Source organism: Candidatus Protochlamydia sp. W-9, assembly GCF_001950615.1.
Lineage (GTDB): Bacteria > Chlamydiota > Chlamydiia > Chlamydiales > Parachlamydiaceae > Protochlamydia > Protochlamydia amoebophila.
Genome location: NZ_BCPZ01000346.1, coordinates 18,779 through 38,091 on the forward strand (window position 1 = coordinate 18,779; position 19,313 = coordinate 38,091).

Below are 19,313 nucleotides of genomic sequence, written 5' to 3' on the forward strand. Positions count from 1 at the left end.
TTATTGACTAGGATAAATGGTTTTATCTTTTAAAAAAAATGAGGTTTTATAACGACCGCGATTTGAACTCCATTTTACTTCTCCTTTGGGATCTACCCAATCGTTTGAAGCTATTAATGCGTCATGAAATTCGCGAGCCCACTTGGGAGTTCCACTGCTAAACTCTAATTCTATTTTCACTTGATATTTATCTTGTTTTTTTCCTTGCATCGGTCGTTTAATTAAGGTGTAGTTAAAACTTTCAATTTGCAAGTGGTGCTCTCGTTTTCCCTCCTGCGTAAGGAAAGAGACAGCTGGATGAAGGCTTAGCCACGCTAAAACGTCGCTGACTTTGGGTATATTAGCAAATAAAGGAAATGAGTCTGGTGTTGCTTGTAAATCTTTTTGTAAAAAAGTCAAGCGATTTAAAAGATCTTGTCTATTTAACTGCGTAATTTCAACAATTTCTCCCTGGGATTTTTCACGAGCCGATAGATTTTTTGTTAAATAAGAATTTTCGAATTGTTCGTAAGATTTATTCATCCCTGCTAGTGTATTTACATATTCTTGTTTAAGAAGGCTTTCCTGATGGCTTAAATAGGATTGGCCAAAAAAATAAAAAAGGAAGCTTAGGCAAAACATTAAGCCAAAGTAAAGCGCGATAGGAAGTTTAAGTCTTCTCCAGGGATGAGGATAAGACATTTTTCCTTGTCGAAAGTCAATTGAAGGGGTGGCTTCTGGAAGACTCCCGAACGCTAAGCCAATGGGAACCGCATAACATAATTTTTCTTGAGTTGAAAAAGAATCTTCTGTTGAGACAAGTGTTAAAAGGGGAAGCTGAATAGATTGAGAGAGTTGTTCATAAATAGAAGGCCATTTTGCAATTTCACCCGTAAAAATAACCCCGGAGATAATTTTTTGATTCTCTTTTGCAAAAGAAAGAGTGATTTTAGTGACAAGTTTTTTTAATTGTTCAAGAGATTGATCTAAATCATCTTCATTCTGTAAAATTTTTAATTCTTCCTTTTGGGTAAATGAAAAAAGTACCAAACTTTCGCTGATTAAAACAGCGGTAACAGTTTTTTCTTCAAAATGAATGATCAAAAATGTTTGATCATGTGGTAAGTATTGTTTACTAAATTGCCCAAGTGCAGCTTGAGTACAACTTACTTTTTCAGATTCAATGCCAAGTGATAGCCATTGTTCTAAATGCGTTTGTAAAAAATCTTTTTTGGTTGCGAACAAAAGCAATTTGGTTTCATCGTTTTCTTGTTTGATAATCTGGCTTGAAAGTAGGGATTGATCAATTGGATAAGGAAGTAAAGGTTCTGCTTGAAAATGAAGCGTTGCTTCAATATCTTTTGCTTTTGTTAACGGAATTATTAAAGAACGTAAAAGAACTTGCATCCCATCCAATCCTGTCGTTAGAATAGGATGTTGCATGTAAAGCTGTTTTACATGGCTTAAAGAATTCAAAGGAGTTGTAAAAAGATTTTTTAAAATTGGGCGACCAAGCCTTTCTATAACTTCTGCACCTTTGATAGAATTAGAATTTAGTTCAAGTCCAATAGATTTTAAAGAGGAAAGAAGCTTTAACATGTCGCCTATTTTTAATGCTTTTTAACACTGAGTATATTTATTAAGATATTTCTTTGAATATTTGTAAAATTTCGGTCTTTCTTGAATTATTTTTCTGGTATAAGCTTATTTGAGAATTCATAATTTTAATTGCAAATCGTAATATAAATTTTGTATTATTTCAAGCAAGTATTTTATTTATAGTTACTTATATATCTCAATCTAAAATTAATGATAGTTATGTTTATTTTGATCCAATGTATTCACGTTTTTTTTCAAGTTTATACCCTTATGCTATTTGCTCGCATTATTGCCTCATGGTTTCCTCAACTATATGAATACCGAGCTATGCAATTTATTACTTACTATACAGAGCCATATTTAAATTTTTTCCGAAAATTTATTCCTCCTTTCGGAATGATAGATTTTAGTCCTATTGTGGCTTTTATTTGTTTGAGTTTTATACAAAATTTGCTAGTTAACTTTTTACTTGGTTTTATGCGTTAATGAAACAATATTTAGCTCCTATTCAAATTGGCTCTAAAAAGCTTCCTAATCGAATTTTTTATGCACCTTTAGCTGGGTGTTCTGATTTTCCATTTCGTAAAATGTCTGCCCAATATAAGCCCGGATTGATGTATTGCGAAATGGTGAAGATGGATGCTTTGATTCGCCACGATCCGCACACATATCATATTTTAGACTACGCAGCAAATATGCATCCGATTGGAGGGCAATTATGTGGAAGTAAACCTGCAATTGCAGGACAAGCAGCTAAAATTATTGAAGAATTAGGATTTGACATTGTTGATTTGAATTGCGGTTGTCCAGTTGATAAAATTACAAAAGATGGAAGTGGATCGGGATTATTAAAAACGCCTGAATTAATTGGCGAAATCGTGTGCAATATGGTGTCGGCGGTCAAAATTCCCGTGACTGTAAAAATCAGAGCTGGATGGGATGAGCAACAGATTCAAGTCGAGAATATCGTTCAAATAGTGGAACAAGCGGGAGCTCAAGCAATTTGTATTCATGGACGAACGCGCCAACAAGGATATCGTGGGCCAGCTAATTGGGAATATATCAAGAGAGGAAAATTAGCCGCTAAGTCGATTAAAATTATTGGGAATGGTGATGTTTTAGATGGCCCATCGGCAGCAAAAATGTTTTGTGAAACAGGATGCGATGCCGTTTTAGTGGCAAGGGGAACATTGGGACAGCCTTGGATTGTTCAAGACATTTTACGTTATTTAGAAGGAAAAACTGCTATTTGCCATTCGTTAGAAGATTGCCGGCAAGCTCTTTACCAACATTTCTTAGAAACATTACATTATCATCCCGATCAACGGGTGTGTATAGATATGCGTCGAGTTGGTTGTTGGTATTTAAAAAAATCTTCTGGAACAAGGCTGTTTCGAGAATTGATTAGCAAAGCTTCTGATGTGGAAATCATTAAAAATTTAATTTTGGATTTCCCCTTAGGTGATTCGACTGAAATAGAAGACATAGCTCAAATTCAAAAAGCTGATTGTTGTGCTTAATTAAGAAATATTTGTGCATAAGATATCTAGCAAAGCTTAGGAAAATAGACTCAAAATTTCATAGGCTATTTTTTAGTTTGCTGAAGAAGGGACAATTAAATGTTTTTTTTAAACAACCCTACCTAAATTTTTCAAACCTTTCATTTGCCAATTTATGACCAAACCTACTCTTTATGATCGTCTACGAGTCCAAAACTATCCCAATAATCAAGTTTCTTTGATGGATCAAAAGTGGAGTGATATCCTTTTTGTGAACTGGGAATGTGATCCAAAAGAGATTCAAAAAACGCTGCCTAAAGAGTTATCCGTAGATACTTTTCAAGGAAAGGCTTACATGGGAATTCAGGCTTTTAAAGTGGAAGAAGCGAAATTGAAATCTTTTTTTTTCTCACCTCGGTTTGAAAACTTTTTAGCTTTAAATATTCAAACATATGTTTACGATCAAAATAGAGTTCCAGGTATCTGGTTTTATTCTTTATTAGCTGATCAAAAACTAGTTGTAGAATTAGCCAAGCAGTTTTTGACCTTGCCCTATCACTATACTAAAATGGAAATTCTTCGAAACTCTGAGAAGTCTACTTTGATGGTTCACCAAGAGAAGCATCCTTTACTCTCTTGGCAAAATTCATTAAGGTCCCCCGATATATTTGCTGAAACCGATAGCCTTGAATTTTTTTTACTAGAGCGTTATGTAGTTTATACTTTAAAACAATCTCTTTTAAAAAAAGGATTTGTTTATCATTCTCCCTTTAAATATTCGCTAATAAAAATTTTAGAATTTACTCCTTCCAATAGTCTTCATTCAAACTTTCTGCCTTATAGTCACTCCTTTCATGCTTTTTTTTCTTCCCATAGTCAGATAGAAATCTTTAAACCTATCTGATTCTCTAAAAACTTATTGAATTGGCATGAATTTTGCTTAATAAAATTAATAACAGATCTATTAATTAAAAATATAAAAAATATTTAATTAATTAAATTAATCTTAATATTTAATTGTTATAATTAATTTATAAATTAAATTTAATTAAGGAGAGATTTATGAATAATTCTATTCCTGATAGGTCTTTTATTAATCAACAAGTTGATGTGATTAGCCAATCTATTGTTAAAGGGCAAACTTTAGGGATGGTAGAGCATGGAGGAAGACAATTTGTTAACCTATCAAAAGAAGATAAATCTACTCCAAATACCGAAACAGAAAGAATTGTTTATTTAGAAGTTGCACATTTTATAAGTAATAATAAACAAATTTTACAGTTTAGCGAAGTTAAAAATTTGAAAAGTTCTATCGATAAGCGGATGAAACATATTGAAGAGCAAACGACAGGTTTAAAGGGATTGATTAAATCAATTTTTAATAATAAAGAATACGCAAAATTAATAACAGAATCTCAAGATTTAAAAGCGTTGAAAAATATTATTAAAAATGTGGCAAAGGAAATGCAACAATTTGCGGATACAAATTCTTCAGATCAAAAGACTTCGCATTTAGCTTCTCCTTATGCAGACGTTAAAGCTAGTCATTTGACTTCAGATGTTAAAGCTGGAGATCCTCCTTCTTCAGAAGATCCGACACCTTTACTTAACACAGATATTCCAACGGCGCCTCCTGTCCTAAATACAGATATACCTCTCGCTCCCCCTCCTCCTGGTAACATTCCACCCCCACCTCCTCCTCCAGGGGGAGTGCCACCCCCTCCACCCCCTCCGGGAATGGGTGTTCCTCCTCCACCTCCTGGTGGCGGTTTAGCTCAACCGAAAGTAGCTGTGCCAAAGTTATCACCTCAAGAATCGCATAACATAGGTCAAGAACGTAGACTAGACAGACTTTTAAAAGAAAGGGCGAATCCCAATTCTCTTTTTAAATTTACGCCTCCATCGAATGCTAATGAAATTAGAGGTGAACTTAAAGCTCTTGAAAGAATAGTTCCTCAATTAAGAGCAACGATGCCTGAGTATGCTAAGAAGTTAGATTTGGAAATAGAAGAAAAATTCAAAGAGCTTGAAGGAACACCTTCAGCTGTTACTCCTTTGAATCTTCAAAATCCTGATGTTCCAGCTTATAATCCAGATTTTATTCAACATGCAAAAAAATTGACTAATCATGAGATTAAGTTCGTTTTAGGCCAATATTTCGGAGGTAAAGTGCCTCCAGAAGATGACGCTGAATTATATCCTAAATACCAGGCAAATAAAGCCTTGTTAGATGATATTTTTGCTAATTGGGCTACAATTTCTAGTGGGAAAATGGCCGAAGCATTCGGAAAACATTCGAATCAATGGAACTTATTTATAAAACTTAAAGGTATAAATGGTTTTGTCGTGTTACTTAATCATCGATTAAATGGTAAACATGGAAATAAAAAATATATGGGCGACAATGGAGTAGAACCTCAATATAAGCCTGACCCATTTGATCCAAATAAAAAAGCTGCAGCCAAAGAAGCAGCTGCACCTCAACAACCACAGGGGCTTGATCTAGAAGGAATTAGAGGATTTAAATTAAGAAGTGCTCCTCCAAAACAAGCCGCTGCTCCAGAAAGTAATGAAATTGCCCAACAAATGGGTAGATTAAAAAAAGCTGAAACTAATGACAAGTCACAATTTAAGGCTAATGAAGGAGAGACTTTTAATGTAAATCGGCTAAAACCAAAAGGTAGCGATGAATAGGCCTCAAATTTTTGAAATCTAATTTTTTAAGCCCATCAAATGCTTTGATGGGCTTTTTTTTAACCTCCATTTTTTTATTTTCCTTATCCTATCAATTTTTCTTAACTAAGCTTTAATCACAGAATGAAAAGTAATGGCCTTGCCTTAAACAATAAAATCGTTGTCAAATTGAGTGCTGCTTATTCAAATAAATGCTATGAGTAAAAATAGGCCATAATAACTCGATTTTAGGATTAGGATGATTAAAGATTTATTAGATCAATTTATAGATTTGTATGAGCAGGAATCAAAAACAGAAGCTTTACGATTAGTTTTACCTTCTCCGATGATTGCTTATGATGATTTATTTTCGAAAGATCGAGTCTTTTTTTATTTTGTTAATTTTGTTGATGCGGCAGTGTTTAAAGGCGCGTTGGAATTTAAAGCTACTTTTTTAGTTTTAGAGTCTTTATGTCAAGAATATCCCTCTTTAAAGTTTTTAGGAGATCGTTTTTTAGAATTCATTCGTATTGAATATGATTTATTTACTTTTTTTTCTAATCCTTCGAGCCTTGATGAGCATTGTTCTCCTAAGTTGAAGACATTTTTTCAATGGATTCATAAAGGAATTTTATCTCAGGAATCTCCGCTAGAAGATCCACTTAAAAGCTTTCCATCGCAAATTCAAACTTTATTTAGTAAAAAATTGGTGGTTTTAAAAGGATGGGAAAGATTAAAGCAAGTTAAATCAACTTTTATCCAATCACTGGGTGAAAATTTGACTATATATAAACAACCTTGGCATTGTTTTTCTTATTCCTTGAAAATCAACCCTAAACAAAAAAATATTTCAGGCTGGCCCTTAATATTTTTAGAACCTGTTGAAGGTTTTGATTATTATTCTTTTCTACAAACGTATTGTTCTAAAAAATGTTTGATCATTTTTCCAACAATTTCTCATTTATTTCAAATTTTGCAATTTGAAGACATCCATGAAATATTTATGAGAGAGCATGTTTATCTTTATGTTTTAGATATCTATCCTCATCAACAATTTTTAAGCCAACATTTGCTTTGGGAGCAAAACGATTCTTTCGATTTGATTGAGATGGTGCCTAATCCACAAATAGAAAAGTTCTTTCCAGCTCTTGAAGTAGCCCTTAAAGCATGTTTAATTCAATCAAAAGAATTACTTAAGCGAGATACGGAGCAAGGCAATGGGTTATATGCTTTAGGTAAAAAATTTGTTTTTGATATGGAATCTCATCGATATGGAACAAATCGTGCCGTCGCCTTGGGTATTGAGCAAGGATTACGACAATGGTATGATCCTCATAAAGGAGCTATCCCGGTAGGGGCTGATTTAGGTCCTTTAACAAAAAACTACTTGCAAAAAGATATTCAAGAAAGAATGACTCAAAGGAAAGTTAACAAATTTCAGCCCAATCAAAAAATTAAACTCGCTCATATCGTTCCTCAAATAGTAGATGGTGGCCATGCCCCTTCAAAGCTTTTAACAACAATCTGTACATTTACAGATCAAAAATGGTTTAACCTTTCAGTCTTTAGTACAGAAAGACTAGCCGAGCACTTACTAAGTTATCCAATCAATACTTACCATTCTGGATCTTCTGTTATTAGAGGGAATTTAACTTTGAATCATTTCAAACAATTGGGTGTAAAGACTGCTATTGATCCCGATTCACCTACTTATGAATTGACTGTGAAAGGAGCTCTGGATTTTTTAGAACAGCAGTCCATTGATGTCGTTATTTTTCATGGCCCTGATGAATTAAATAGTTTAATTAGTAGTTCAACTTCTGTCCCTATTCGCGTTTTATTTGATCATGGAACTCTTCCTTTATTCCCATGCTTTGACTTAGTTATTTTGAGTACGGAAGAAGCTTACGTGCAAAATCGTGAAAAATTTCGTTTACAAGGGATGGAAAGTTGTGTTCTTCCTTTTTCTATTAATGTTCGGCAAGGATGGAATGAAAAACCTTTTTCTAAAGAAGAGCTTGGTTTACCTAAGGATAGTTTTGTGTTAACAACCATTTCTCATCACTTGGATACTCGAGTGTCTGAAGAAATGTTGCATGCAATTGCTAAAATATTAAAAAAATGCCCGAAAGCTATCTATGCACCAATTGGAGAGGTTACAAAACAAGAAAAATGGAAAGAAATTTTAGATCAATATGGTGTCAAAGATAAGTTGTTTTTTCTTGGCACACATTCCAATCCAAGTCAATATGCTCGCTCAATGGAACTTTATCTCAACGAATTTCCTTTCGGCAGTGGGTTAGCCCTATTAGATGCGATGGCAGCTGGATGCCCAGTTGTTTCTATGTACGAAGAAAATGGACCTCAACAGGCTCGTTATGCAGCAACTTACTTTGGTATTGATTATGTCGTTAAAACGGGTCGAGTGGACGATTACATTGAATTAGCATGCCGTCTGATTGAAAACCCTGTTCTTTATCGAGAATGGTCTGTACACGCCCTTAATCAATATGAAAAAAGAGTAGATACAACAGATTATGTCAAAAAATTTCAAATTATCTTAGAACAATTTATTGAATATTCATTAAACAACGAGAAAAATAAAACGAAGTAAACAGAAAGAGAGCATGTTTCCCTTTCTTTGCCTAATTACACCTTTATGTTACATTAAATCTTTTATGGCATTCTATTGATTCACAAAAATAGTAGTTTTCTAAGTATAACTATCAAATTCTGAGATATGTGTATATTTTTTCGCCAAAAAAATGTAGCTTGAGCGATTATGTATAAATGTAATTTTCCCAATAATAAATCTATAGTTTTTTATCCTTAATGGATAAATGAGGAATCCAATGGAAATTTGGCTTGATACAACTAATGTTAAAACTATTCAAAAAGCTGTTCGTGTAGGTGTTTTATCTGGTATTACCACTAATCCCAGTTTAATTGCTCAAGCTAAAAAAGATATGGAAAGCATTTTAGAAGACCTGCTTCACTATCAAGAAGGGCCTGTCACAGTCCAAGTAATTTCTCAAGAGACAAATGACATGTTACAGCAAGGGCAGATGCTTTATTCTTTTTCTAATCGAATTATTGTTAAAGTTCCTTTGACTAAAAATGGATTAGAAGCTTTACATCTTTTAGCTAGGCAAGGGATTCCTACAATGGCAACAGTAATTTTCCATCCTCGTCAAGCATTGATGGCTGCTCTTGCTGGAGCTAATTATGTAGCTCCTTATATTAGCCGTATAGAGAAATTAGGAGAAAATCCTTGGTCAATGTTAGAGTCGCTGACAAAGACGTTTCAGCAGTATCAACTGCAAACTAAAATTATGGGAGCCTCTTTAAATTCTGTTGACCAAGTCATCAAATGTGCAGAAATCGGAATCTATGGTGTTACCCTTAAAGATGATTTATTTGAAAAAATGATTGAAGATTACTCCCCAACTGTAGAAGGTGTTCATCAATTTGCTGATGAGTGGGAACATGTACCAACTTCTTTTTTTAATTAGGGACTTACATGTCTATTGACTTAGATTCTCTTTTAAAAGAAATTTTAGAACGGCAAGAATTAGTAATGGGAACTTTGAGTTCCCCTTTCGAAAAAGAAAAACAAAAAATGATGTTGCGTCCTTTACTAATTAAAGGGCAAATTGCTTATCAATTGACTACGCAATTAGAAGATAAAGCGGTGCACCAAAATTATTTTACACAAGAAGCTCTTAAGTATTTAAGAGAAATGATCCCTCATTTTAAACAAACTTTTTTGTACACAGCATCTGCAGATTACCATATCTTGGTTAGTAAAAAAAAGCATCTAACGATCCTTAAAAAACCACCGACTAAATCATCCCTTTCCTTATCTCATAATCGCTCCAAAAACTACCTTTTAGAAGAAGGAGTTCCTATTTCTTTTCTTATTGAGTTAGGAATTATGAATCAGCAAGGAAAAATTTATCCACAAAAGCAAGATAAATTTCGGCAAATTAACCGCTTTTTAGAAATGGTCAATGATATAATTTGTCATTTTAATCCCTCTTTACCCATCCATATTGTAGATTTTGGTTGTGGAAAAGCCTATTTAACATTTTCTCTTTTTTACTTTTTAAAAGTATGCAAGGGATACTTCGTTCAAATGCATGGGGTCGATCTTAAAAAAGATGTGATTGAATTTTGTAATCAACTTACTCACAAATTGGGATATGCCGAGCATTTAACATTTAATGTCGGAGATGTCAATCTTTTCAATATTCAGCAACCAGTGGATTTTGTCATTTCATTACATGCTTGCGATACTGCCACTGATGCCGCTCTAGAAAAAGCAGTGCGATGGGGTGCTAAAGTCATTTTAAGCGTTCCATGTTGCCAGCATGAGCTGTTTCAACAAGTGCAAAATGAGGCTCTTGATCCTCTTCTAAGACATGGAATTTTAAAAGAACGTTTTGCTGCATTAGCTACAGATGCTGCTCGTGTGCAATTGCTAGAGGCTTTAGGTTATCAAACGCAAATTATGGAGTTTATTGATGTAGAGCATACTCCCAAAAACTTACTCATTCGAGCAATTAAACAGACTTGTTCCACCCGATCCCAACAAGTCCTGGAAAAATACCGAATTTTTAAAGAGATGTTAAATATTACCCCTTCTTTAGAACAGCGGTTCCAAAAAGAGTTATTTGGCGAAACTAGTGAAACAAACAAATAATTAATTCGTTAATCAATGAATAAACTCCGAAGTTTATCCGTTTAATTTCAAAAAAGTACTTAAGAGTGTATGTTTGGTTTTTTCCCTCCATCTATCCAATGGGGGTCTTCCGGGTTTTTTATCCACCACTGATCAGTAGATGTTTCTAAAATAGTTTCAACCAATTTTATACCAATCTTTGTTTTAATACGTTGTCTGACCCTTTGAAACCATTCTAAAGCTTTTTGATTACCTAGTTCTAGTTCTCTTTTTAAGACTAAAAGAAACTCAATTTGATCGGCATCATGAGCGATTTGGGCTTCTAAGGATTCCCCTTTTTCATACTCTTCAATCCAATTGACTATTTCTGATCCTAAAACAGATTCATTGGATAAATCGTGAAGAGCTTTAGAAATATTGGGGGTGACATATTTTTTTTGAACGTAGTTAAGATCGCCAATGCGTGATTCTGGTAAATCATGTAATAAACACATCATGACTAGTTTATATCTATCGATGGGTTCGCCCATAAGATGGGCAAGGGCATGAGCAACTAAAGAGACTCGATAGCTATGTTCAGCAATAGATTGTTTCCCCGTCCCTAAAAAAGCGAAACCAGATCGAGGAATTTGTGCAAGCATTCCAATTTCATTGAGTAAATTGACAATTTGACAAAATTGATTCATAAGCCCTCAAAATAAAATTTATTGTTCTCTTCATTTATGTTTAATTAAATCCAAGAAATACGATTAATATTAAAAAAGGCACCTTTATGATTTTTTCTTTAGTAAATTCTACTTAATTCTTCTCGTGATCATAAAGCGAGTTTTTCTTTAAATCTACTCCTTGAAAAACTTTTTAGAAAAAAAAGTTTCTCTGGTAATTTCACCCCTTACTTAAATTTTTTTATAGGTTGATTCACTTAAGTCTAATTTTTTTGGAAATTCGTAAGAATTAAATGAAAAATGCATCCTTGCGAACTTTATCCCTAGTTATTCGTTCCCCCATTGATTTTTTTAATTTTAAAATTTATCTATGAAATAATCTTTTTAAAAACCAAGAAGTTTGTTAGATTGCTATTCTTATCATGCATGAAAATTTATTAAAAAATAATTATACCGTTTAAGTGGTCTGTAAACAAGCAAATCGATGTTTACAGTGCTATATTTTGCCTGTTTTTGAGGGATCTCTTTGTCTAACAGGTAATGGCTTTGTTGATGTTGGTCTTAGTCATTGTTTAAAACAAATTCCTGTTAATAAATTCAATTTGGATACAAGAGAAGAGAATTTACATTTAGCTGTAAATCATTTTATGTATAGATTCAGCTTTGATAAATGAAGGAAATTAGCCTAGATGGGTTATAGCGAGTTAAAAGAGGAAGACCTGTAAATTCGTTGTGGTTTTGGTGCTAAAAAATGCCTAATGCAAGCTGTGACGATTGAGTGTCATGAATTATTCATTTCGTTGGATAGGGTAAAAAAATGCTTTTTTGGACAATTATGAGCTCAATTGCAGCTTCTTTAACAGGATTAGCTGTTTACATTTACTATTCGAGAAAAGGACAATTTGATGACTCTGAGTCGATCAAATATCAGATATTTCATGAGGAGGATCTTGATCATTAATAGGTTAGAAAATTATACCTAAACATTGCAATTCATTAAATACCGACTTCAATGATAAGAGACTTTTAATTTCACGCCGTTTTTTAGTTTTAATGGGAGGGAGTCAGAGCTTACTTGTTAATTGGGGCTAAGCAAATGCTTGGAGCTTCTTAGTTAAGTTTTTTATACCCTAATGGACTGAAAGTTCTGCAGAGTTTTTTTATTGATCGGCCTGAAAAAATTCTTTCCAAAGATAAAAATTGTTTGCCTGGAAAAAGAAATGCACATTGTACAAGAAAGGGTAACGTTGGCTGATGTTTATGAAAATATTACAAATAGCCTAAAGCAGCTTTTGAAGCCTTTTAAAGTTGAAGTCTAAATCCATAACCAATATGAAAAGAAGCCTTAGACTTATTAAATAAACAAAATTCATTTTGGACAAATTTCGCTTAATTTCAATTAATTCTACAAATCCATCTGAACAAAATTGATATAGAAATTTAGACAAAAAAGCGTTTTCAAGAATAAATTTTTACGATATTAAACCTTTAATTCAAATTGCAAAGAGTGTGACATGGTTACATATGACGATAGGCCAGCTAAATTGTTTTTATATCCCTCCATCATATTTATGATTATTGGAATGATCATTGGTGTTTTTATTGCTTTCAACGGTTTTATTTTTCCTGATTATTTTGCTGGGGAGTATATTCATTTTGGTCGTGTAAGACCTGTACACGTAGGGACTGTCACATTGTTGTGGTTACTATCCGTGGATATAGGGTTAATGTATTATTTTATTCCTCGTCTTTGTGGCATTTCTATATGGAGTTCTAAGCTTGCTTTTTGGGGAGCTGCTCTGTGGTGGCTTTCATTGACATTAGGAGTCAATTCATTTCCTTGGGGAACAAATTTTGGTTGGGAATATGCTGAACTGCCTGATTGGGTCTCTTGGATTCCCGTTAAATATTTATTTGCGTTAGGGTGGTTTTTTATCGTCATTAATTTTTTTATGACAATAGCAAATAGACGTTTTGAAAAATTATATGTTTCCCTTTGGTACAGCATGGGGACATTAATTTGGACAACATTTGTTGTATTTGTGGGAAGTTTTGCTATTAATTGGTTGCCTGAAGGCATGTCAAGAGTTAATGCTAGCTGGTTTTATGTTCATAACCTTGTTGGATTAATTTATACTCCAATGGGATTAGCCACAGCCTATTATTTTCTTCCTAAAATAGCGGGGACACCCATATATAGCCACCGCTTATCAATGATAGGATTTTGGTCTATTGCTTTTATTTATGCTTGGATTGGTACGCATCATATTATTCACGGGCCGGTTTCTCAATGGCTTCAAACAACTTCCATCATATTCTCAATTTGGATGTTTATTCCTGTATGGACGGTTGTATTTAACTTATTTGCCACCTTGCAAAAAGATTGGCTAAAGTATTTAGAAAGCGCCCCTATTAGATTTTTAATGATGGGTAATATTTTTTATCTCATTACGTGTGCTCAAGGCTCTTTGCAAGCTTTGCGAAATGTCAATGAAATTACCTCAAAAACAGATTGGATTATTGGGCATTCTCATATTTCTTTGTATGGTACTTTTACATTTTTTGCGATAGCCGGAATTTATCAAGCTATTCCAACAATAGTGAAAAAACCATTATGGTCTACAAAGCTTGCTGATTGGCATTTCGCCTTAAATTTATGGGGAAGTTTATTATTTTTATTTTCTCTGTGGTTAGGTGGCTTTTTGCAAGGGTTGATGTGGGCTAACTGGGCAGAGGGATCTTCTTATGCAGAATTTCATGATAATTTGACTCGTATTCCCTTTATTCAAACTATGGCTGATATGCGCGACTGGTGGATTTTAAGGGGATTAGGAGGAATAATTATTTTAATCGGCAACATCTTATTTGCGATTAATATTTTTAATACGATTATTTTAGAAAAACCTCGAGAAGTGAGATTGGCGGCATGACGCAGGAAAATCGAAAAAAAGATAAGGCTTCTCAGCAAAATTCTTCTCATTATGACTTTTTGCATCGTCTTGATAAATCAGCCCTGTGGGTGATTATAGGTGTTATTCTCTTATTTTCTACATCTATTATTGTTGTCTTAATTGCTCCAACCTATGTCGATTCAACTTGGACAAGCCCGACAAGCCCTTACCAAGTTCAAATGTATGAAGTAGAAGATCCTAACCTTTATATCAGTAATGCCTCTATCGAAGGGAGTGATTTACAATATATACGCCATTTAAAGCAGAATTATAGCCTGTTAGCTTTCAAAGAGTCCAACAACCTGCGTTTAGTTGCTTCTCAAGAATTAGAGAAATATATCACGAAAGTGGATGATTCAACGCTTAAGCTCACTTCACGTCTTTTATTGTTGAGAGAACCACAAGGCGAAGCTAAAAAACAAGCCGAGCAGCTATTAGCCTCTCAACAATCCACAACGAAAATAGCTCAAAAAGAAGAGGATTCCTCGGCAAATTTGGGAAAATTGAAATTTCAAATTTTGGAGTTGTATGACCCCGAAATGCAAGAAGCGTTTTCTTTCGAACCTTCAGGAGGAATTTTGCAAAATTGGGTCGATGAAAATTTCACGATTTTAGATGATAGTGTCAAACAGCCTTATCATCGAGATTATGGGGTCATTTATTCGCTTAATCCTCAAGAATTTCGCATTATTGAAGAAGACCATGGCAATGCAAAAAGATGGCGATATGATCCGTTGGGTAAGCCTATTCGACAGATGGATGAGTTAAAAAGTCCTGCGATGGGTTTTCACTCAAGGCAAGATCTTATTCTTTTTGGTGAACATCTGTATGCAATTGAAGGCTGCTGGTATTGCCATACCGATCAAACGCGTACACTAATCCAGGATACCGTTTTAAATGGATCAGACTCCTATCCAGCTCCTCCCTCTTCTGCAAATGAGTATATTTATCAAAAAATTACTTTTGCTGGAACAAGACGGATTGGACCCGATATTTCTCGCGTAGGAGTAAAAAAACCTAGTCGTGATTGGCATAAAGCTCATTTTTGGGCACCTAAAACGGCAAGCGCGGGATCTCTGATGCCTTCTTTCCGACATTTTTTTGATGCTAATCCAAGGGAAACCGGAAAAAGTGCAATTGGTATTCCTAATTATCAATTTGAAGCGATTTATCAATATATGATGACCAAAGGAACTCGCATTACGGCTCCTAATCAGGCTTGGTGGTTGGGAAAAGATCCTATTAAAACAAAAGAAATTATTGAAGGTCAGCGTAAACTCCAATGAATAAATACGCAGTCATAGATGGATTCGGAATATATGGAAATTTATTACATTATGCATTTGTGATTAGTCTAGTGGGGGGTGCTTTTATCATTTTCCTTTACTTATGGAAAAGCGATCGGTTAGGTATGGATGAGGAAGCAAAATATCAAATGATGGATGAAGAGCAAGAATTAAGTTCAAAGGAGAAAAAAAATGGAGCCAAGTCAAAATCATTGGGAAGAAAGTGAAATCTCTCATGAAATGGAAATTTATGGAGATCCAGAAATTGCTTCTTTTGATGCAAAAATACCTAGATTTCTGGTTTGGACTTATTGGATTTTACCTTTTTGGGGCATCATCAGTTTATATTATTTTTGGAATGGAAGTATAGGTTGGTTCGACCGAGGATCTTGGAAACAATTACAAATTGCTGCTAATACCACTTTTCCGATAGAGAATCAAAATGATTCTATCAATAAAAAAATAGATGAAGTAGAGGATAAATAACAAGTTGAGATAACAATAGGGTTATCAAATTCTGTTATTAAATCAACTCGCTTGAATATTTTTACTACTTGTTGAGTAAGCCTAAAACACCTTAATGGCTTAATCGATCCCCCATTTTATAATAACAACAGCTTCAAATCTTTTTTGAATCGTTGCCGTATCATTTTCGCTATAAACAGAAGAAACATTTAACTTTCCTTACCAGATTTAAAAATAGATTCTATTTTCCTTTCAACCTAGCTTTTAACAAAAATTTTCCTTTGTCTAAGTAAAATAATTTTTAAAGCTCCTACGGGTATATAAAATAAACAATTGTAACAAGTTCTAACATAAGAAGAAAACAGTCTTCATAACCCTTTTTGTGATGCTATTTTCCTATTTGACTCTTAATTAAAAATAGTTTGGAGTGCTTTATACGGACGTTTATTTTTATAAACTCATCTATTTAGTTCCCATTACCTAAATGTAGAAAATAATAAAAACATTTGCGCAAGTTTAGATGCTCATTTTCGAATCGATCTTATTGAATATCAAAGAGAAGACATTAATTAAGATCTTTAACGTATTGTCGCTTTAAACAATGTTAAAAGTTTTTTGACTAAGAAAGACTATTTTTTTACTGGCTCTTAATCGGTGAGGGTTTTAAGATTGCATACCTAAACCTGGAAACAGCCTATTGATTTGAAAAGTTTTATCCTTGTTTTTCAAAGGAATAACGATTTAAACGCAAACAAATGTAAATATAAAGTTAGGCATTAACCTTCGTTCAAAAAAGATAAGTTATGGTTTTTCCCCACCCCTCTCGTTTAGAACTCATTGATTTTTTAAAATCTTTACGTGAAAAAATAATCACTTCTTTTGAACAGATAGAAAAAACCCATCAATTTGAACGTAAAAGTTGGGCACACCACGAAGAAGGAGGAGGAGAAATTGCCGTTTTAAGAGGAAATATTTTTGAGAAAGCGGCTGTTAATTGGTCTGGAGTGGGAGGGTCTCGTTTTCCTTTAAGCGAAGCAGAGGGACCTTTTTTTGCGACAGGAGTAAGCTTAATTACCCATATGAGCAATCCTCATGTACCTACCTCGCATTTTAATATTCGATTTATTGAGACAAAAGATCGTTATTGGTTTGGAGGGGGTTACGATTTGACCCCTATGGGATTTCCTTATTTAGAAGATACAACTCATTTTCACACTATTGCAGAGCAAGCCTTACTTCCTTTTGGTTCTCACTTATATCTTCAATTTTCTCAGCAAGCTAAAGAATATTTTTATATTCCTCATCGCCAAAAAGAACGTGGGGTGGGAGGAATTTTTTTTGATCATTACAACACGGGAGATTTTGAAAAAGATAAACAATTATGGGAATCGGTTGGCCATTCATTTATTCAAGCGATTATGCCTATTTATCAGCGTCGAATCTCACAACCGTTCAATCAAGAAGAACGAGAGATTCAATTGAAGCATAGAGCTCACTATGCAGAATTTAACTTAGTTTATGATCGAGGAACGAGATTTGGATTTCAGTCAGGAGGAAATACTGAAGCAATTCTTTGTTCAATGCCCCCATTAGCAAAATGGTAAACGATTAGTCTTTTGTAAATTTGTAATCATAGGACAGTTATGAAGATTCTTTCTTATTTTCGCTTTTTAAGCTTTTGCCTCTTGAGTTTTTTTAGTTCTTATCTCGCAGCAGAAATTCATGGAAAGATAGATATTGGGCCAACTTTTGTTTCAGTTGACATTCTCGAATCCGGAAAAACAGAAGACACGATTCGATTTGGAGCTGTCAAAGGGGATCTTACGTTATTAGTTTGGAAAGGTTTGGCGTTTAAAAGCGGCTTTATGATTGGGGAAGGTAAAAAACATGCACAATTTACGTCTGGATACATTGGATTAGGTCAATACATTCCTGTGACTGATAAATTTATGATTCTCCCTTCTATTGGAGTTACTTTTAGTTATTTAAAAACACATGTAGATTTTGAACATTTTCAACTATTTGATTTAAAAGAAAGATTTCGCTCTTCCAGTCCCTATGTAGGAATAGATTTTTCTTATAAATTGACAGATAAGTTGACTGTGGTAGGGATTTGCCAATATGCTTGGTGTCATACGCATACCAAAATCAAACCTATTGTTTCTAGTAAAAGTCATTCCAATGGTCCCAATTACTCCTTAGGTCTAGATTATAGCTTTAACGCTAATTGGACTTTAACAGCTGGCGTGGGATATAATATTACTCTTTCTCGGGAAAAACACGGTTTGCGCGGAAAAGGAGCTAAAATTGGCATGGCTTATTACTTCTAAGGTCATCCCATTTAAGACATAGAGCTTTCTTGCTTTTTGATAAATGTGGGTGGGTAATCTCAAAGATAAAGATTGCTCTACTCACAGTCACTGACAGCCATTGTTTGCGATAAGCGATAGAGCTGACTTTACATTGATGAATGGGATCAAGTTATTTGCCTTGTAATTGTAGCTTTGGCTATAGAGAGAATCGTAGTTGTAGTATATAAAATTAGCTGAATGGTTTATGTACTTGCCGAGATTTAACCTCGGCAAGTATTAGTACATCGCTAACTTAACACGATATCTTTTTGCGTTAAAAACTAGCTTTTAAAATTTAAATGGATTTTTTATTAATCCTCTTTTTTTCTTTTTTTCTTTGAAAAAGACGGATTATTCTGTGATTCGTACGAGGTCTTGCTACTACCTTCTTTGTTTTTAACACTTCTGACTTTTCTCTTTTTTAATTCTCTCCCTGTCAATTCTTGTGTTAAAGAGTTGTTTTCCTCAGGCTCAAAGTCTTCTTTTTTAGAAGGGAAATAATCGAAAATTTTCATATCTATCAATAATTGCCCTCCGTTGGGAGAAACTGATATCCTTTTATTAGAGAGAAAAGTTACTTCTTGAGATTCTAAACGATTTTCCAAAATGTGTAAGCAGTTTCCTGTTATAGCATCCCAAAGACGAACGAATTTGCCGTTCATCCAAATATTCTATACAATTTTTTGCTAACTTTTTTTCTAAAAAAATCTGTTTTAATTTTATTTTCCATAAATTTTTTTCTGAAATAAGCTGTTTCCATTCCCTGCAAACTTGCTTTGCGAATTTTAAATCTTTTACACTCAATTTTGAGAATATTTTTATCCCAATTTTTGTATATACATTTGTATTAAAAAATATTTGCTTTTTTTCTAATTCTTTAAATGCTGGAAATATATAAGGATAAATATTGGAAGTTTCTAAACTCATGTACTTGCCTATGTTTATTTTATTTGAGGCTCAATTATAACTATTTAATTTTTATATAAGATATTTTTTTAGAAAAACCATAAATCAATTGAAAATATGTTTTATTAGATTTTTAATAAAAAGTTGTAAAATAATATTTATTTATTCCAAAATTAATAAAATAATTTTTATATTTTTGTTATCGTTTAAAATTATTTAAATAATATACATAGAAAGATTTTTGCATCATACCTATAC

At 33.6% G+C, this 19,313-nt stretch carries 18 protein-coding genes; 14 read left to right on the forward strand and 4 right to left on the reverse strand.

Annotated features, from left to right (window positions below; translation table 11 throughout):
- Nucleotides 1–1,578, reverse strand: coding sequence for a hypothetical protein (locus tag BU804_RS09690; RefSeq protein WP_075883906.1), 1,578 nt, complete (start codon nucleotides 1,576–1,578; stop codon nucleotides 1–3).
- Between the two features lie 219 nt (nucleotides 1,579–1,797).
- Between BU804_RS09690 and BU804_RS09695 the strand changes: the two genes are divergently transcribed.
- The 7 genes from BU804_RS09695 (at nucleotide 1,798) to BU804_RS09725 (ending at nucleotide 10,452) form a co-directional block, all read left to right on the forward strand.
- The gene (locus tag BU804_RS09695; RefSeq protein ID WP_075883907.1) at nucleotides 1,798–2,064 is read left to right on the forward strand and encodes a YggT family protein; all 267 of its coding nucleotides are present in this window, start codon (nucleotides 1,798–1,800) and stop codon (nucleotides 2,062–2,064) included.
- On the forward strand, nucleotides 2,064–3,098 hold the full coding sequence (dusB, locus tag BU804_RS09700) for a tRNA dihydrouridine synthase DusB (protein WP_075883908.1): 1,035 nt from the start codon (nucleotides 2,064–2,066) through the stop codon (nucleotides 3,096–3,098). Before BU804_RS09695 ends, dusB begins: the two co-directional genes overlap by 1 nt.
- A gap of 154 nt (nucleotides 3,099–3,252) precedes the next feature.
- On the forward strand, nucleotides 3,253–3,981 hold the full coding sequence (locus BU804_RS09705) for a DUF2071 domain-containing protein (protein ID WP_075883909.1): 729 nt from the start codon (nucleotides 3,253–3,255) through the stop codon (nucleotides 3,979–3,981).
- A 158-nt stretch (nucleotides 3,982–4,139) separates the two neighbouring features.
- Entirely contained in the window at nucleotides 4,140–5,771 is a 1,632-nt protein-coding gene (locus BU804_RS12960) for a hypothetical protein (RefSeq protein WP_143298983.1), read from the forward strand.
- Nucleotides 5,772–6,009: 238 nt separating this feature from the next.
- On the forward strand, nucleotides 6,010–8,364 hold the full coding sequence (locus BU804_RS09715; protein WP_075883910.1) for a glycosyltransferase: 2,355 nt from the start codon (nucleotides 6,010–6,012) through the stop codon (nucleotides 8,362–8,364).
- A gap of 238 nt (nucleotides 8,365–8,602) precedes the next feature.
- On the forward strand, nucleotides 8,603–9,262 hold the full coding sequence (locus BU804_RS09720; protein WP_039360927.1) for a transaldolase family protein: 660 nt from the start codon (nucleotides 8,603–8,605) through the stop codon (nucleotides 9,260–9,262).
- A gap of 8 nt (nucleotides 9,263–9,270) precedes the next feature.
- Nucleotides 9,271–10,452: a class I SAM-dependent methyltransferase gene (locus BU804_RS09725; RefSeq protein WP_075883911.1), complete on the forward strand. Its 1,182-nt coding sequence runs from the start codon at nucleotides 9,271–9,273 to the stop codon at nucleotides 10,450–10,452.
- A gap of 59 nt (nucleotides 10,453–10,511) precedes the next feature.
- On the opposite strand, the gene BU804_RS09730 is transcribed toward BU804_RS09725, so the two are convergent.
- Nucleotides 10,512–11,117 carry an HD domain-containing protein gene (locus BU804_RS09730; RefSeq protein ID WP_075883912.1) on the reverse strand — a complete coding sequence of 202 codons (606 nt, stop codon included), beginning with the start codon at nucleotides 11,115–11,117 and terminating at the stop codon, nucleotides 10,512–10,514.
- Nucleotides 11,118–11,913: 796 nt separating this feature from the next.
- Here BU804_RS09730 and BU804_RS09735 point away from each other — a divergent pair.
- The 7 genes from BU804_RS09735 (at nucleotide 11,914) to BU804_RS09765 (ending at nucleotide 18,128) form a co-directional block, all read left to right on the forward strand.
- Nucleotides 11,914–12,057 carry a cbb3-type cytochrome oxidase assembly protein gene (locus tag BU804_RS09735; RefSeq protein ID WP_075883913.1) on the forward strand — a complete coding sequence of 48 codons (144 nt, stop codon included), beginning with the start codon at nucleotides 11,914–11,916 and terminating at the stop codon, nucleotides 12,055–12,057.
- Between the two features lie 553 nt (nucleotides 12,058–12,610).
- Nucleotides 12,611–14,026, forward strand: a complete 1,416-nt coding sequence (locus tag BU804_RS09740; RefSeq protein ID WP_075883914.1) for a cbb3-type cytochrome c oxidase subunit I — start codon at nucleotides 12,611–12,613, stop codon at nucleotides 14,024–14,026.
- Nucleotides 14,023–15,333: a cbb3-type cytochrome c oxidase subunit II gene (locus BU804_RS09745; protein WP_075883915.1), complete on the forward strand. Its 1,311-nt coding sequence runs from the start codon at nucleotides 14,023–14,025 to the stop codon at nucleotides 15,331–15,333. The genes BU804_RS09740 and BU804_RS09745 overlap by 4 nt, the downstream gene beginning before the upstream one ends.
- A complete protein-coding gene (locus BU804_RS09750; RefSeq protein ID WP_075883916.1) occupies nucleotides 15,330–15,560 on the forward strand; it encodes a hypothetical protein in 231 nt (76 codons plus the stop codon). The genes BU804_RS09745 and BU804_RS09750 overlap by 4 nt, the downstream gene beginning before the upstream one ends.
- Nucleotides 15,526–15,819, forward strand: a complete 294-nt coding sequence (locus BU804_RS09755; RefSeq protein ID WP_075883917.1) for a hypothetical protein — start codon at nucleotides 15,526–15,528, stop codon at nucleotides 15,817–15,819. Before BU804_RS09750 ends, BU804_RS09755 begins: the two co-directional genes overlap by 35 nt.
- A gap of 782 nt (nucleotides 15,820–16,601) precedes the next feature.
- Nucleotides 16,602–17,402 (forward strand): oxygen-dependent coproporphyrinogen oxidase, encoded by an 801-nt coding sequence (gene hemF / locus BU804_RS09760; RefSeq protein WP_075883918.1) that lies wholly within the window; start codon nucleotides 16,602–16,604, stop codon nucleotides 17,400–17,402.
- A gap of 39 nt (nucleotides 17,403–17,441) precedes the next feature.
- Nucleotides 17,442–18,128, forward strand: coding sequence for an outer membrane beta-barrel protein (locus BU804_RS09765; protein WP_011176517.1), 687 nt, complete (start codon nucleotides 17,442–17,444; stop codon nucleotides 18,126–18,128).
- A gap of 332 nt (nucleotides 18,129–18,460) precedes the next feature.
- Here the strand turns inward: BU804_RS09765 and BU804_RS09770 are convergent, their stop codons facing one another.
- The gene (locus BU804_RS09770) at nucleotides 18,461–18,811 is read right to left on the reverse strand and encodes a hypothetical protein (protein WP_162272905.1); all 351 of its coding nucleotides are present in this window, start codon (nucleotides 18,809–18,811) and stop codon (nucleotides 18,461–18,463) included.
- The gene (locus tag BU804_RS17785) at nucleotides 18,711–19,076 is read right to left on the reverse strand and encodes an F-box-like domain-containing protein (protein WP_075883920.1); all 366 of its coding nucleotides are present in this window, start codon (nucleotides 19,074–19,076) and stop codon (nucleotides 18,711–18,713) included. The genes BU804_RS09770 and BU804_RS17785 overlap by 101 nt, the downstream gene beginning before the upstream one ends.
- Nucleotides 19,077–19,313: the final 237 nt, after the last annotated feature.